Annotated in this window: 15 protein-coding genes; 12 read left to right on the forward strand and 3 right to left on the reverse strand. The window is 73.8% G+C overall.

What is annotated here, in order from left to right; all coding sequences use genetic code 11:
• Positions 1-29: 29 nt before the first annotated feature.
• Together ACFYPM_RS16955 and ACFYPM_RS16960 are read right to left on the reverse strand one after the other, a co-directional pair.
• Positions 30-1,790, reverse strand: coding sequence for a DEAD/DEAH box helicase (locus ACFYPM_RS16955; protein ID WP_387197197.1), 1,761 nt, complete (start codon positions 1,788-1,790; stop codon positions 30-32).
• 94 nt (positions 1,791-1,884) lie between these two features.
• Complete coding sequence (locus ACFYPM_RS16960) at positions 1,885-2,757, reverse strand: hypothetical protein (RefSeq protein ID WP_387197200.1); 873 nt, start codon at positions 2,755-2,757, stop codon at positions 1,885-1,887.
• 132 nt (positions 2,758-2,889) lie between these two features.
• On the opposite strand from ACFYPM_RS16960, the gene ACFYPM_RS16965 reads away from it, so the two are divergent.
• From ACFYPM_RS16965 to ACFYPM_RS17015, 11 genes are all read left to right on the forward strand, one after another.
• The gene (locus ACFYPM_RS16965; protein ID WP_387197203.1) at positions 2,890-4,041 is read left to right on the forward strand and encodes a histidine kinase; all 1,152 of its coding nucleotides are present in this window, start codon (positions 2,890-2,892) and stop codon (positions 4,039-4,041) included.
• Positions 4,038-4,643, forward strand: coding sequence for a DNA-binding response regulator (locus ACFYPM_RS16970; protein WP_387197205.1), 606 nt, complete (start codon positions 4,038-4,040; stop codon positions 4,641-4,643). Before ACFYPM_RS16965 ends, ACFYPM_RS16970 begins: the two co-directional genes overlap by 4 nt.
• 176 nt (positions 4,644-4,819) lie before the next feature.
• Positions 4,820-5,587 (forward strand): DUF5753 domain-containing protein, encoded by a 768-nt coding sequence (locus tag ACFYPM_RS16975; protein WP_387197397.1) that lies wholly within the window; start codon positions 4,820-4,822, stop codon positions 5,585-5,587.
• Complete coding sequence (locus tag ACFYPM_RS16980) at positions 5,578-5,769, forward strand: DUF397 domain-containing protein (RefSeq protein WP_387197208.1); 192 nt, start codon at positions 5,578-5,580, stop codon at positions 5,767-5,769. The genes ACFYPM_RS16975 and ACFYPM_RS16980 overlap by 10 nt, the downstream gene beginning before the upstream one ends.
• Positions 5,770-6,084: 315 nt before the next feature.
• The gene (locus ACFYPM_RS16985) at positions 6,085-6,540 is read left to right on the forward strand and encodes a hypothetical protein (protein ID WP_387197211.1); all 456 of its coding nucleotides are present in this window, start codon (positions 6,085-6,087) and stop codon (positions 6,538-6,540) included.
• Between the two features lie 78 nt (positions 6,541-6,618).
• Positions 6,619-7,137: a 2'-5' RNA ligase family protein gene (locus tag ACFYPM_RS16990; RefSeq protein WP_387197214.1), complete on the forward strand. Its 519-nt coding sequence runs from the start codon at positions 6,619-6,621 to the stop codon at positions 7,135-7,137.
• Between the two features lie 64 nt (positions 7,138-7,201).
• On the forward strand, positions 7,202-7,900 hold the full coding sequence (locus ACFYPM_RS16995) for a hypothetical protein (RefSeq protein ID WP_387197217.1): 699 nt from the start codon (positions 7,202-7,204) through the stop codon (positions 7,898-7,900).
• A 24-nt stretch (positions 7,901-7,924) separates the two neighbouring features.
• Positions 7,925-8,629: a hypothetical protein gene (locus ACFYPM_RS17000; protein ID WP_387197220.1), complete on the forward strand. Its 705-nt coding sequence runs from the start codon at positions 7,925-7,927 to the stop codon at positions 8,627-8,629.
• Between the two features lie 502 nt (positions 8,630-9,131).
• The gene (locus ACFYPM_RS17005; protein WP_387197223.1) at positions 9,132-9,875 is read left to right on the forward strand and encodes an ArsR/SmtB family transcription factor; all 744 of its coding nucleotides are present in this window, start codon (positions 9,132-9,134) and stop codon (positions 9,873-9,875) included.
• 74 nt (positions 9,876-9,949) lie between these two features.
• Complete coding sequence (locus ACFYPM_RS17010) at positions 9,950-10,984, forward strand: cytochrome P450 (RefSeq protein WP_387197225.1); 1,035 nt, start codon at positions 9,950-9,952, stop codon at positions 10,982-10,984.
• Positions 10,981-11,784 carry an isocitrate lyase/phosphoenolpyruvate mutase family protein gene (locus tag ACFYPM_RS17015; protein ID WP_387197228.1) on the forward strand — a complete coding sequence of 268 codons (804 nt, stop codon included), beginning with the start codon at positions 10,981-10,983 and terminating at the stop codon, positions 11,782-11,784. The genes ACFYPM_RS17010 and ACFYPM_RS17015 overlap by 4 nt, the downstream gene beginning before the upstream one ends.
• Here ACFYPM_RS17015 and ACFYPM_RS17020 read toward each other — a convergent pair.
• Positions 11,781-12,437, reverse strand: a complete 657-nt coding sequence (locus ACFYPM_RS17020) for a PIG-L deacetylase family protein (RefSeq protein ID WP_387197230.1) — start codon at positions 12,435-12,437, stop codon at positions 11,781-11,783. The genes ACFYPM_RS17015 and ACFYPM_RS17020 overlap by 4 nt on opposite strands.
• Before the next feature lie 200 nt (positions 12,438-12,637).
• Between ACFYPM_RS17020 and ACFYPM_RS17025 the strand changes: the two genes are divergently transcribed.
• Positions 12,638-13,606 carry a DUF5715 family protein gene (locus tag ACFYPM_RS17025; protein ID WP_387197233.1) on the forward strand — a complete coding sequence of 323 codons (969 nt, stop codon included), beginning with the start codon at positions 12,638-12,640 and terminating at the stop codon, positions 13,604-13,606.
• Positions 13,607-13,610 lie beyond the last annotated feature (4 nt).

Here is a 13,610-nt window from a genome sequence, read left to right on the forward strand (position 1 = left end):
TCGTACTCCGGCGGTCGCCGGCGGCGCACTCAGCGCTCGTCGCCCCCGCGGTCCTCGCCCCCGCGGTCGCGGCGCACGGTGGCCTTGCGGCCCTTGATCGTGCTCTGCCGCAGCCCGGAGATCACCTCGTCGGCCACCCCCTGCGGCACCTCCACCAACGAGAACCGGTCGGCGATCTCGATCGAGCCGATGTCCCGGCCACGGATCCCGGTCTCCCCGGTGATCGCGCCCACCAGATCCTGCGGGCGCACCCCGGCCCGCCGGCCCAGGCCGACGAAGACCTGGACGGTGTTGCCGCCGCCCGAGCGCGGCCGGCCCCCGCCCCGCCGGTCGCCGCCGCGGCCGCCGCTCTCCGGTCGACCCTCGCGCGGACCGCGCACCGGCGCCTGCGGGATCTCCACCTCGTCGTCGGAGCCCGGCGACGTCACCTCGTGGGCCAGCTTCACGGCGGCGAGGGCGACCTCCATCAGGTCGAACTCGTCGGTGAGCGTCTCCACGATCACCCGGAACGGGTCGAGGTCGTCCTCCAGCAGGCTCTCCCGCAGCGCCGCCTGGGTCAGCTCCAACCGTCGGGTGCGCATGTCGGCCACGGTGGGGATCTTGTCGATGGTGATCCGCTGACCGGTTACCCGCTCGATGGTCTTGAGCATCCGGTGCTCGCGCGGCTCGGCGAGAGTGATCGCCACGCCCTCGCGGCCGGCCCGGCCCACCCGACCGATCCGGTGCACGTACGACTCGGGGGCCGACGGCACGTCGTAGTTGACGACGTGGCTGAGCTGCTCGATGTCCAGCCCGCGGGCCGCCACGTCGGTGGCCACCAGCAGGTCGGCGGTGCCCGCCCGCAGCCGGCCCATGACCCGGTCGCGCTGCTCCTGGCTCATCCCGCCGTGCAGCGCCTCGGAGCGGTAACCCCGACCGTTCATCGTCTCGGTCAGCCGGTCGACCTCCTCCCGGCTGCGGCAGAACACGATCGCGGCGGTGGGGGACTCCACGTCCAGCACCCGGCCCAGCGCCGCCGGCTTGTGGGCCCGCGTCACGATGTAGGCGCTCTGCCGCACCCGGGGCGCCTCACCGGCGACCGTCTGTTCCCGGCCGATCTCGATCCGGACCGGTTCGCGCAGGTGCTGCCGGGCCATCCCGTCGATGCGCGACGGCATGGTGGCCGAGAAGAGCACCGTCTGACGCTGCGCCGGAGCGTGCTCCAGGATCGCCTCGATGTCCTCGGCGAAGCCCATGTCGAGCATCTCGTCGGCCTCGTCGAGCACCACCGTGGCCAGGCCACCCAGGCGCAGGGTGCCCCGGGCGATGTGGTCGAGGGCCCGACCCGGGGTGGCCACCACGACGTCGACGCCGCTGTCCAGCGCCCGCAACTGCCGCCCGATCGGCTGCCCACCGTAGATCGGCAGCACCCGGGCGCCCAGGTCCTTGCCGTAGCGGTGGAACGCCTCGGAGACCTGCACCGCCAGCTCCCGGGTCGGCACCAGCACCAGCGCCACCGGGTCGCCGTCGCGGCGGTGGGGCGTCATGAGGTTCAGCAGCGGGAGCGCGAACGCCGCCGTCTTGCCGGTGCCGGTGGCTGCCTGGCCCAGCAGGTCCCGCCCCTCGAGCAGTGGTGGGATCGCCTCCCGCTGGATCGGGGTCGGCTCCTCGTAGCCGAGGGCGGACAGCGCGCCCAGCAGCTCGGGACGCAGCCCGAGCTCGGTGAAGGCGTACACCTCTTCGGCGCCGGCGGGGGCGGCGTCAGTCGGTGCGTCAGTCGGTGCGTCGTGCTGTGCAGGTGCGGAACTCATGGGTCAAGCCTTTCATTACGCCGTCCAGGCCACTGCGCCGACCGCCACAAGAGTGCGATCGGCGCCCAGCGGCACCCCCACAAGGTCGCCCCCGTCAGGCGGCGCCGCTCAGGATTGCCACGATCATGATGCCCCCCAGCGTCAGGTCGAGCACGCCGCACCACTCGGCGTACCCGCGTGGCACCACCCGGCCGGTGCGGTGGTGGACCAGGTCCCACCCGGCGTGCACCAGCCACCCGAGCGCCACCAGCCACGCGGCGACCTGACCCCCGACCGTGACCGCGGTCAGCGTCAGCCCCACCCAGACGACCAGACCGACCAGTTGGGTGGCGAGCACGCCCGGCCCGCGCAGGGTGCGTCGGATCAGGCCGATCAGCAGGTACCCGCCGGGCAGCACCAGCATCGTCCACGGGCTGAGTATCCTCGGGTCGACCCACAGCTCCACCGTCAGCAGCAGCGCCAGCCCGGCCGGCCAGCGGTGGGCCAGCGCCGTCACGACCGGGTGCCGGCGTACCGCCACCGGCGTCTCGTGCCGATGACGCACCGCCACCAGCACCATCGCCGGCACCATCAGCAGGTGACCGCCGAGCATCAGGGCGTCCGCACCCAGCCGGCCCGCCCAGAACGGTACGAGCACCAACAGGAACGGCACGTACATCGCCGCGGCCATCTCGGCGACCCCACGCCAGTGGTGCGCCCGGTAGCGCATCCACACCGTCATCCCGACCGTCATGTTCGTGGCCATCACCAGCGCGGCGACGTCCGGCCGGCCCAGCGTCCCGGTCAGCCCGAGCAGGACGCCGGCAGCGTCCCACAGGGGCCCGAGCAGCAGCATCCCGCCGACCATCGCCAGCGCCATCTCGGCCAGGTGCCACCACAGCCGCCGCGTGCCGGCGCCGGGCGCCGCCGGCGTCGGCGGGGGAGACGGTACGACCATGCTGTCCGCGTACACCCGTGTGTTTTCCATACCGTTGACCCTGCCGGTGTCCCGGTGCGGTCGGCAGGCTCGTCCATCACCGGAATGCCGTGCGGATCACACGGTCCAACCATGACGTCTCGCACGGGTGGACCGTGCGCCGGGCGGTCCTAGGATCGGTGCGTGGCGGACGAGGCGGTGACCCCCCGGGCGGACCGCCGGCTGCACCGGGCCCGGCAGGCGACACTGCTGTCGCTTGCCACCGGCGTGTGGGCGAGCGTCCTGCTGCCCGCGGTCGGCCTGACCCGGGAGCCGTCCGCCGTCCGCGTCGTGCTCGGCGCGGTCGGGATCCTCCTCTTCGCGGCCACCCAGACCGCTGTGCTGTACGCGGCGGTCACCCCCTGGCTCGCGCACCGGTGGCGACGTCGCGCTCAGCTCGGGTTGGTCGTCGTGGCGGCGCTGACCGTGCCGTTGGTGGCCCCGGTGGCGGCCGGGGCCTGGCCGACCTGGGCGTGGATCGGGGCCTCCCTGGTGGGGATGGCGCCCTTACTGGTCCGCCTCCCGGGCGCGCTGGCGGTCACCGCCGGCACCCTGCTCGTGTCGGCGGTGGTGGCCTGGTGGACCGGCGGGTCCCTGGGGCGGTCCCTGGCCGTGACCGGCGGCATCGGGGTGGGCGTGGCCGCGGTCAACTGGTTCCAGGTCTGGTTCTGGGGTCTGCTGGTGGAGGCTCGGCAGGGTCAGACCGCCCAGGCCCGGCTGGCCGCCGCCGAGGAGCGGCTGCGCTTCGCCCGGGACGTGCACGACCTGTTGGGGCACAGTCTCACCGTGATCGCGCTGAAGGCCGAACTCGCCGCGCGGCTCGCACCCGTCGACCCGGAGCGAGCCGGGCGGGAGGCCGCCGAGGTGCAACGGTTGGCCGCCTCCGCGCTCACCGAGGTCCGCGAGAGCGTGCACGGCTACCGGGCCGTCGACCTCGGCGAGCAACTGGCCGCCGTGGCAGACGTGCTGCGCTCCTGCGGGGTGCGCTGCACGGTGCCGCCACACGTCGACCTGCCGCAGCCGGCCGCCACCGAACTGGCGGCGGTGCTGCGCGAGGCGGGCACCAACGTGCTGCGACACAGCCGGGCCGAGTGGTGCCGGATCCACATCGAGCGCGACGAGAACGGGGCCAGGATGACAGTCGCCAACGACGGTGCCGACGACAACGGCCCGGACGAGCACAGCCACGGCCTGCGCGGCCTGGCCGACCGGCTGGCCGCCGTCGGGGGAGAGCTGCGGGTCCGCCGGGAGGACAGGGTGTTCACCCTGGAGGCGACCGTGCCGGTGCCGTCGTGATCCGGGTCCTGCTCGCCGACGACGAGGAGCTGATCCGGGTCGCGGTCGCCGCGCTGCTCGGCCTCGAACCGGACATCGACGTGGTGGCCCAGGCCGCCGACGGAGCCACGGCGGTGACCGCGACGCTCGCGCATCGTCCGGACGTGGCGGTGGTGGACCTGGAGATGCCCGGTCTGGACGGCATCGCGGTGGCCGCCGAGCTGACCCGGGTCCGTCCCGAGTGCGCGGTGGTCGTGCTGACCGGGCACGGTCGTCCCGGGCACCTGCGGCAGGCGTTGACCGCCGGGGCGCGCGGTTTCGTGCCCAAGGGCTCGCCGGGCGGCGCGCTCGCCGACGTGATCCGCCGGGTGCACGCCGGCGGCCGGTACGTCGATCCGTCGCTGGCCGCCGACGCGTTGACCCTGCCCGCGTGCCCGCTGACGCCTCGGGAACTGGAGACGTTGCGGCTGGCCGAGTTCGGCGCCCCGGTCGCGGTGATCGCCCGCCGGGTGCATCTGTCCATCGGCACCGTCCGCAACCACCTGTCCGCCGCCGTGCAGAAGCTCGGCGCGGCCGACCGAGCCGAGGCGGTCCGCGCCGCCCGGGACAACGGCTGGCTCTGACCGCTTCCGTGGCTACCTCCGCGTTGCCACCACGTACGCCGCCGCCGTGTCTTGGCGCGAGCGTGCCCCCGGTGACGACCCACACTCTCAACCGACATCCGCCGATCGTTGCGACGCAATCACACAGCGTCGCACTATGGTCAATGGGTGTTCGGGATATCCCGGGAGGACAGAGGATGAATCACGCCGTCGTGGAAGCCATGACCCAATGTGGTGAGACCGCCGACTCTCTCGCCGCTCAGACCGGTGTCGACCCGAAGACGGCGGCCCGTTGGGCAAACCCTGGACGAATTCCGCAGACACGACACCGTGCCCAGGTCGCGGCGATCCTCGGCCGTGAGGTAATCGACCTGTGGCCGGACGTCCTGAAGCGGCGCGATCCGATCTGGTTGCGGGCGTGGGTCGACTGGGAACGGGAGGCGGTCGCGCTGCGCTGGTTCGAGCTGGCCTGGGTGCCTGGTCTCCTGCAGACCGAGGCGTACGCGCGGGCGACGCTGGCGGGGGAATCACTGTCCGGCGAGGAGGTCGATCGTCTCGTGCAGGCACGCATCGGACGGCAGACCATCCTCCACCGCGACCAGCCGCCGCTCCTGATCGCCGTGCTGGACGAGGCCGTGGTGCGGCGTTCGGCGTACGGCGATCGCGATCTCATGCGTGAGCAGTGCGAGCATCTCGTCGCGTGTGGGCAACTGCCGTCGGTGCAGGTCTACGTCGTGCCGACCACAGTCGGCATGTACCCGGGCCTGGGCGGACCGTTCATCGTCGCGGAGTTGGAGGGCGGCGGACGCGTCGCCCACATCGACGGTCAGGCGCAGGCGCAGATAACGGAGCAGCAGGTCGAAATTGCTACCCTGGACCGACGATGGGAACGCATTCGCGGGGAGACTCTCTCGCGCGGACAGTCCCTAGACCTGCTCAGGGAAGCGGCATCATCATGGACGTGACCGGTGCGCGGTGGCGCAAGAGCACCAAGAGCGGCAACAACGGGGGATCGTGCGTGGAGGTCGCCGACAACCTTCCGGGCGTCGTCCTGGTTCGGGACACGAAGGACCGTGACGGCGCCACGTTGGCCTTCGCGCCGGGGGCGTGGCGAGGCTTCGTCGCATTCACGCGAGCCCAGCACTAGCTCGTACGTCGTGGCGTGGGATCGCGCCACCTCGGATCGCTGACACTGGCCACACCGGAAGGGGCCGTCGACCTTCGCCCCGTCGGGCGTCGGCCGATGGCGTACCGGTTTGGGGGCGGCCGGTTGCCGGGCAATGAGGAGCGACGTCCCGAGGTGTCATGGGTGCCCGGAATCGGAGGCCGAGATGCGCTGGCTGCTCCTCCTTGTGATCGTGGTGCTGGTTGTCGGCGGGCTCTGGCTGCCCCGCCGCGCGAGGCGGGCGGGCAGGTCCGTGCGGCGACAGTTGGACGAGTGACGAGAGGGCGAGGGCGCGCGGTGAACGTAGCCGACGGGTGGCGGCAGGTCAGCGGGCCGCGGATCGTCCATGGAGATCTGCCCCTGCGGATCGAGGGAGTGGTCAAGCCCTGGTCGATGGACGTCGGTCACAGCAAGCTGCACCTGCGGGGCATCATCGGCGACCAGGAGGGCGACGACGACCTCCGGGTGCTGGACCTGGTGTTCCACAACGTCTCGCGGATCTGCGTTCCGGACGTCTGCCGTCGGTTCGCACTCCGGGTTGCCTCCGCCGAGCAGAAGGCCGCCGAGGAGGAACGCCTCGGGATGCGCTGGCCGTACGGGACGATGTTCCTCCTCGATCGCGACCGGGCCACGGATTATGTGGTGGCCGGCCGGGTCTACTGGGCCGAGGTCGGTGTCTCGCCGGCTGACCCGTCCCCGTTGCTGGGGGAGCACGGGGACACCGCGGTTCCCGACGAGATCTTCTTCGCCTGAGCGAACGATCCGGCACCGCTCAGGAACCAGGACACCGATCCGTCCGGATGACGGCCACGGTCCGGCTAGCGTGGGCGCGTGCGTACGGTGGAACTGGTCTGCTCGCCTGGCCTGGAGGTCGCGGTCCGGGCGGTCTGGCAGCGGTTGGCCGCCGCCGGGTTGCCCAGCCTGGCTCGCAACATCCACCCGACCAACCGGCCGCACCTGACCCTCGCCGCCGTCGACGAGTTTCCGCCCGGGGTCGAAGACCGCCTGGCCGAGGTGTTCGACGCCGCGCTGCCGGTGCCGGTCGCGCTAGACCGCGTCGTCGTCCTCGACGGCAGCGCCCCGCTGGTCTGGCTCGTCCGGCCGACGCCGGCGCTGACCCGGCTGCACGCCGCCGTCTGGGACGTCCTCGCCGAGGCCGACGGGCACCGCCCGTGGCACGCCCCGGGGGCGTGGGTGCCGCACCTGAGCCTGGCCCTGCGGTTCCGCGACGCGGACCTGCGGGCGGCCCGGGGCGTCGCGGGCGGGCAGCGCCCGACGGGGGACTTCGACGCCGCCCGCAGCTACGACGGATCGGACCGGACGGTGACGCCGCTGACCCGGCTCCGCTAGGGTCAGCGCCCAGTCGTCGGAGCGGGGGTTCCGGGTGCGGGATGTCGGTTCCCACGACGTTCAGGTGCGCGACGCGGGTGTCCCTGAACAGTGCTGCTTCTGCGGCCGGCTGTCGCTCGGCCTGGCGGGTCAGGACTTCTACCTGGCGCCCTACTTCCTCGGACCGGACCGGTCCGGCACCGACGACCGGTACGGCCAGTGCCACCTCAGGTGCCTGCGGGAGTCGGGCCTCGCCCGCCGGTGGGCGAGTGGTGCCGGTGACTATTTCTGCCGGCGGTGGCCGGACTGGACGGGTGTGCGCGGGGACGCGTGGCGGGTGCACGTCAGCCCGCCCGCCAGGACGCTCATCCTCTGGTCGGCGCACGGGTGGTTCGCCATGCTCCCGTTCCACGCCCTGCGGGCCGGCGAGGTGCCACCGGCGGTCGGCCCGCCGGCCGAGGGTCGGGTGCTGCTGGGCGTCTCGTCCACGGTGGGGTACGAGGGCGGCCCGTACCAGAGGATCTTCGCGGGGCTCGGCGGTCGGCAGGAGGACCGGATCGACCTGCCGACGCTCCTCGCCGACCTGGACAGCGCGGATCAGGTGCTCACGCCGCACGTGCTGCGCGGCGGCTGGGTCGAGCGGGTCGCGTCCGAGGGCCGGAAGGTGTCGATGCCGGCGGAGTACCGGGCGCGGCACGCCGTCGAACTCGACGCTGATCTGGTGGACGCCTGCCGGGTGGCCGTCCGCACCACGGCGGGCTGGCGGCAGCGGCGACGACGGTGACCGGTCAGCGCGTACCGTGGGTCGATGGTTGTCGACTGGGGTTCGTTGCGCGCGGCCTCGGGCCGGGCGTCGGCGCTGCCCGCTGCCATCAGCCGGCTCGACGCCCAGCCGGGCAGCGCCGACGGCGAGCAGGCCTTCCAACACCTCGTGGGCGAGGTGGCACCGGACGGGGGCCTCTACGAAGCGGCGCCGCCGGTCGCCGCCGCGATCGTGGGCGCCCTGCCCGGCTGGAGCGCCGCCGGTCAGGTGCGCGGTCTGCGGGTGCTCTGGCATATCTGCGCGGCGGGTGCGCCAGCCGACTTCATCGTCAGCTACCGGGGTGAGACCGTGCCATTGGAGACCGCGAGTCACCGGGCCGTGCAGGACGCGCATGTGCTCTTCGCGGCGCTGCTCACCGCGGCGCAGCCCGCGGTACGTCATGCCTCGATGAGCCTGCTGAGCGTGTTCTCCGTCCGGGCCACGCAGGCGGAGGCCGCCCTCTCGCAGGCCGCGGAGCAGACCGCGGACCCGCTGGAACGCGACGAGCTGCGCGCGGCGATCCGGGACCTGCACGAGTGGCACGAGGGAGAGGCGCAGCTCGGCCAGGTCGATCCGGCCCTTGTGGACCTCGCCGCCCGCCGGAAGCTGACCTGGTGGGATGAGCCGGAGCGGACCCGCCTACGGAAGCCGGGCGTGGTGCGGCGGGTCCGCGCCCGAATCATTGCCCGCCTGGTCCGCCACCTGCGCTGACCCCCGTCCGCCGGCACCTGCCGGGGCCGCCGACATCGCCGACGGTCCACGGATCCCACTTCCGGTGCGGGGCGACATCGGGGATCATGCTCGGCATGAGCGCTGCGCCAACTGAGTGGGTCACCATCGCGGCCTATCCGAACACCAGCGGATGCCCGCAGCCGATGGCGGCCGTCCGCGCTTGACTGCGGGATCGGGGTATCGACTGGCTGCCCTTCGCGGTAGACGCGGTTGCCGTCGACCTGACCTGTGGTGTGCGCGACGACGGTCGATGGCACGGCTGGGTCGGCATTCGTGTCCAGGCTGCCGCACTGCGCCGACTCGGCCTGCACCCGGACCAGCCGACAGCGACGGCCACGGACCCGAGCCCGCCCGCCTGGTGGCACGCGGCAGCGGAACACCACGCCCGCCAGTGCGCTGATGGACCGTGAGTGGGTGACGCTGCGGGCGTGGGCCGGACCCGGATGGTCGGTACGCCGGACGCCGGGACGATGATGGCGGCATGAGTGCAGGCACCGAGGGTCGCGCGATGGCCGAGTTGGCGGCCCTGCTGGCCGACGGCACCCGGGCCGGCATCTGTGTGGCGTTGCTCGACGGTCGGGCCTGGACGGCCGGCGAGCTGGCCCGACGAGCCGGTGTCGCGCCGTCGACAGCCAGCGACCACCTCACCCGACTGGTCCACGGCGGCCTGCTTGTCGAGGAGAGGCAGGGCCGCCACCGCTACCTGCGGCTGGCCGGGCCGTCGGTGGCCCAGCTGATCGAGGATCTGGCCGGGCACGCTCCGGCCCCACCGGCGCCCGCCGGGTCGTTGCGCGCGGCCACCGCCAGCGCCGCCCTGACGTACGCCCGGACCTGCTACGACCACCTGGCCGGACGGGTGGGCGTGCTGATGTACGACGCGTTGGTGGCCGACGGACGACTGGACCGCTCCAGCGGCCTGACGGTGACCGCCGCGGGCTGGGCGTGGGCGGCCGGGTTGGGCGTACCGGTGGATGCCCTGCGCACCGCCCGACGCCCGGTGGTCCGCGACTGCCTGGACTGGACCGAGCGCCGCCCGCACCTGGCCGGAGGGCTCGGCGCGGCGTTGCGCGGCCGATTCACCGACCTGGGTTGGATCACCTCGGGCACCGGTCGCGCGGTCCGACTCACCCCGACCGGCCGTACCGCGCTCGCCGAGACCCTTGCCGTCCCCGCGTCGACCCTCGCGCCCACCCCGCCCCCGGTGCCCGGCGGCGGCCGCGCCTGACCCGCCCGCCCGGCACGCGGGCCGGGCGGGATCGTTCGGCGGGGGCCGAAGGGTCCGGGTTCTACCGTCGGGCGGTGACCGACACCTGGCCCGACATCGCACCCGCCGCCGCAACGCCGACGTGCGGCCCACCCTCGTTCGCACCCGAGCGCGGCTGGTGGGTGACCCGGCACGCCGACGTACGGGCGGCGCTGACCGAGCCGGCCTTCCGGGTTCCGGCGGTCGAGAGCGGCCCACCCGGCACGCTCGCCTGGCTGCGCGCCTTGGTGAGCAGGTTCAGCTCGCCGCGACGGCACGTCGAGCGCCGCTCGATCGTGGTCAGCGCGCTGGACGCGCTGGACCCGGACGAGCTGCGGCAGGAGGCGGCCCGGCTGACCGGCGGCGTCCTGGACCGCGCCGGTGACCGCCTCGACGTCATGCGCGAACTGGCCCGGTCGGTGCCGTTGCGGGTGCTGGCCGGGCGCCTCGGTCTCGCCGATCCGGCAGCCGCCGGGACGGCGGTCGCGGTCGTCGCGGCGGCGTACCACCCGGGGGTTGACGTGGCAGCGGTCCGGCGGGCCGACCGGGCGGTGGCGACGCTGCTGGCGGAGGTGCCGCCGGCGGCGCCGGAGGTACGCGCGAACATGATCGGCCTGCTGGTCCAGGCGTGCGACGCGACCGCCGGTCTGATCGGCGCCGCCGCCCACCACCTGCTGCCCCGGCCGGGCGGCGACGGTGCGGGCGCGGTGCGGACGGCAGATTTGCTGGCCGAGGTGCTGCGGCTCGACCCGCCGGTACGGGCGACCCGGCGGGTCACCGCGAGCGGGGTGCGACTGGGCGGGCGGGAACTGCCGGCGGACAGCCCGGTGCTTCTCCGCTTCGACGCGGCGAATCGTGACCCGGCGGTGTTCGCGGAGCCGGCGGCGTTCCGGCCGGGTCGTCCCGGTGCCGGTCTGCTGACCTTCGGGGCGGGGGAGCGCGGCTGCCCCGGCGACCGGCACGCCCTGGCGCTCGCCACCGGGGTGCTCGACGTGCTGCGCGAACGCTGTCAGCGCACCCGGGTCCCGCTGTGCCACGAGCCGCACCCGACCCTGGCGGTGGCGACGACCCTGGAGGTGAGCGTCCGATGACCGGACGGCGTGCGCAGTTCCGCGCCCTGCACCACGGCGGCCGGCCGCTGCTGCTGCCGAACGCCTGGGACCACGCGTCGGCGGCGGCCCTCGCGGCGCGCGGGCACCCGGCGATCGGCACCACCAGCCTCGGCGTCGCCGCGGCCGCCGGGCGACCCGACGGCGCCGCGGCCACCGCGGGGGAGACCCTGGCCCTGGCCCGCCGGTTGGCCCGCCTGCCGGTGCTGCTCAGCGTCGACGTCGAGGCCGGGTTCGATGACGACCCGGCGGCGGTCGCCGGGTACGTGGCGGAGCTGGCCGGGCTGGGCGTGGTCGGGATCAACCTGGAGGACGGGTGCGCCGACGGCACGCTTGCCGATCCGGGGTGCGTCGCGGAGAAGGTCGCGGCCGTGAAGGCGGCGGTGCCGGACCTGTTCGTCAACGCCCGCGTCGACACGTGGTGGCTCGGGGTGCCGGACCCGTTGCCGCGGACCCTGGCCCGCGCCCGTGCCTACCGGGCTGCCGGGGCGGACGGGATCTTCGTGCCCGGCACCGTCGACCTGGGGACGCTGCGGGTGCTCAGCGAGCGGATCGACGCTCCGCTGAACGCGCTGTACCAGCCGGGCGGGCCGGCCCTGGACGAGCTGGGCGCGGCCGGCGTCGCCCGGGTCAGCACCGGCTCCCTGCTGTTTCGGGCCGCGCTTGCCGCGGCCGTCGCCGCCGCCGACGCGGCCCGCGCGGGCGGGCCGGTCAGCCCGTCGGGCCTGCCGTCGTACGCCGAGGTGCAGGGCCTGGCGCTCGGCCAGCGCGACCGGAGCTAGGCCGGCGCGGGACGCCACAGGCCGACCTCGAAGGCCTCGCACAGCCCTCGGTCGCGGCCTGCCACCTGTGCCCACCACCGACTCTTGACCCGCAGGTACTCCTCCGTCATGTAGTCCCGATCGAGGATCTGCCGGTACGCGGCGAGCGCCTTCATCTTGGCGCACCAGACGTTCGTGACGTCCACGAAGAAGGTCGGGCGGAAGTCCGTCGTGGCGAAGGTCGGGTGGCCGAGGAGGAGCATCGCGGGGTGCCGGCTGCGGCTGACGGTGATCCGCACGGCGTGGCAGATCGCGCTGTGGTCCTGGTTCTGCCCGGCGCCGGGACCGTGGGTGATCACCACGTCCGGGCGGCGGGCGTCGATCAACGCGTCCGTGATGGTGACCAGGTCCCCGCCGGTACGTAGGTCGTTGGAGGCCAGGTCGCCCACCTCGCCGGTTGCCCCGAGGATCTCGCAGCAGGCGTCGAACGCCTTGTCCCGGCCCTGACTCCCGCGCGACAGGGAGGCGACGTGGACGTCCATCCCGGCCTGGGTCATCCGGGCGATGGTGCCGCCGCAGAGCAGTGCCTCGTCGTCCGGGTGCGCGACGATCACCAGAGCGGTCCGCAGTGCGGTCGTCGCGAAGGGATTGACCCCGCCGAATTGGTCAGCCATTGACGAAGTATGGCGGCAATCCGTCAGCGTCTGATCACTCGCTGGTATGCCAGGTGCCGCCGTTCGGCGTAGCGGCGAGCGCGAGGTCCAGTTCCGTTAGGGGTGAATCGGAGGATTGTTCGATCCATCCCGGTCCGGCTGATTACGGTGGGTTTCAGGGCGATCCACCCAGTGCCGCGAGCGGAGAAGGGACCCCCGTCATGCGAGTGCCCAGCCGTAGTCCGGGACAGCAACCTGGTTCGCCCGTCTCACCCACCGCGCCGCCCCGCCGCCGGCCCTCCGGCAGCACCGCGCGCCGCCGGTCCGCCGCCGAGCCCGACCTGGCCGCCTACCGGGCAGCCGTCGCCGAACTGCTGATCGAGGTGGGCGCCCTGGCCGACGCGGCGAGCACCCGGGCCCGCCAGGTGCTCGTCGACGAACGGTTGCGGGAGCCGGCCCTCGCCGCCGTCCTCGACGCCACCCCCCAGGGGCTGCTCGGGGCGCGCGAGACGCTGCTGCTGGAGATGGCCCGCTACCAGCCCAATGAGCGCACCTCGGCGCGTGACCTGAGCGCGCTGGTGCGGATCTACCTGCTCTCCCGCATCGACGTGCTGTGGTGGCAGGACGCCCCGACGTTCGTCACCGACGACCAGGTCAACGGCAGCGCCGAGTTGGTCGACCTGGAGTGGCTGCGCCGCCGCGACCTGCTGCGGTTCCGCTACCAGGAGCAGCCCGCCACGTTGCTGGGCCGCGCCGCCCGCGGGCTGCGACGTCGACTGCGCCCGGATGCCGCCCCGCAGACCGCCGGGCTGCTGTTCCGTCGTGCCCGTCGGGAGGTGGTGGCGCTACTCAACGACCTCGCGCGGGAGTTCGCCGCCGCCGCGCCGACGAACACCCCGCCGCTGTGGGTGACCAGCCTGGTCCGCAGTGCCGAACACCAGTACCGGCTGCGCCGGCTGGGTTACGCCGCGATGTTGCCCAGCGGGCACTGCCTCGGCTACTCCGTCGACGTCGAGCTGAACTGGTTCGAACGGTTCGGCGCGCGCCAGGCGCTGGCGGAACTGCTGCTGGCCCGGCAGGAGGCTGGTGAGGTCAACGTGATCGACGAGGGGCAGGCGTGGCACCTGTGCCTCGCGCCCACCGCCCGGCGTCGCTTCCGCCGCGCGTACGAGGCCGAGATGGGGGTCTGAGCCG

The sequence above is a fragment of the Micromonospora sp. NPDC005203 genome (genome assembly GCF_042872705.1).
Classification (GTDB): domain Bacteria; phylum Actinomycetota; class Actinomycetes; order Mycobacteriales; family Micromonosporaceae; genus Micromonospora.

What these genes read in the sequence shown, in the direction of transcription:
- ACFYPM_RS16955 (WP_387197197.1), bottom strand. Translation starts at nt 1,790, where the DNA reads ATGAGTTCCGCACCTGCACAGCACGACGCACCGACTGACGCACCGACT.
- ACFYPM_RS16960 (WP_387197200.1), bottom strand. Translation starts at nt 2,757, where the DNA reads ATGGAAAACACACGGGTGTACGCGGACAGCATGGTCGTACCGTCTCCC.
- ACFYPM_RS16975 (WP_387197397.1), top strand. Translation starts at nt 4,820, where the DNA reads ATGAATCACGCCGTCGTGGAAGCCATGACCCAATGTGGTGAGACCGCC.
- ACFYPM_RS16980 (WP_387197208.1), top strand. Translation starts at nt 5,578, where the DNA reads ATGGACGTGACCGGTGCGCGGTGGCGCAAGAGCACCAAGAGCGGCAAC.
- ACFYPM_RS17000 (WP_387197220.1), top strand. Translation starts at nt 7,925, where the DNA reads ATGGTTGTCGACTGGGGTTCGTTGCGCGCGGCCTCGGGCCGGGCGTCG.
- ACFYPM_RS17005 (WP_387197223.1), top strand. Translation starts at nt 9,132, where the DNA reads ATGAGTGCAGGCACCGAGGGTCGCGCGATGGCCGAGTTGGCGGCCCTG.
- ACFYPM_RS17015 (WP_387197228.1), top strand. Translation starts at nt 10,981, where the DNA reads ATGACCGGACGGCGTGCGCAGTTCCGCGCCCTGCACCACGGCGGCCGG.
- ACFYPM_RS17020 (WP_387197230.1), bottom strand. Translation starts at nt 12,437, where the DNA reads ATGGCTGACCAATTCGGCGGGGTCAATCCCTTCGCGACGACCGCACTG.
- ACFYPM_RS17025 (WP_387197233.1), top strand. Translation starts at nt 12,638, where the DNA reads ATGCGAGTGCCCAGCCGTAGTCCGGGACAGCAACCTGGTTCGCCCGTC.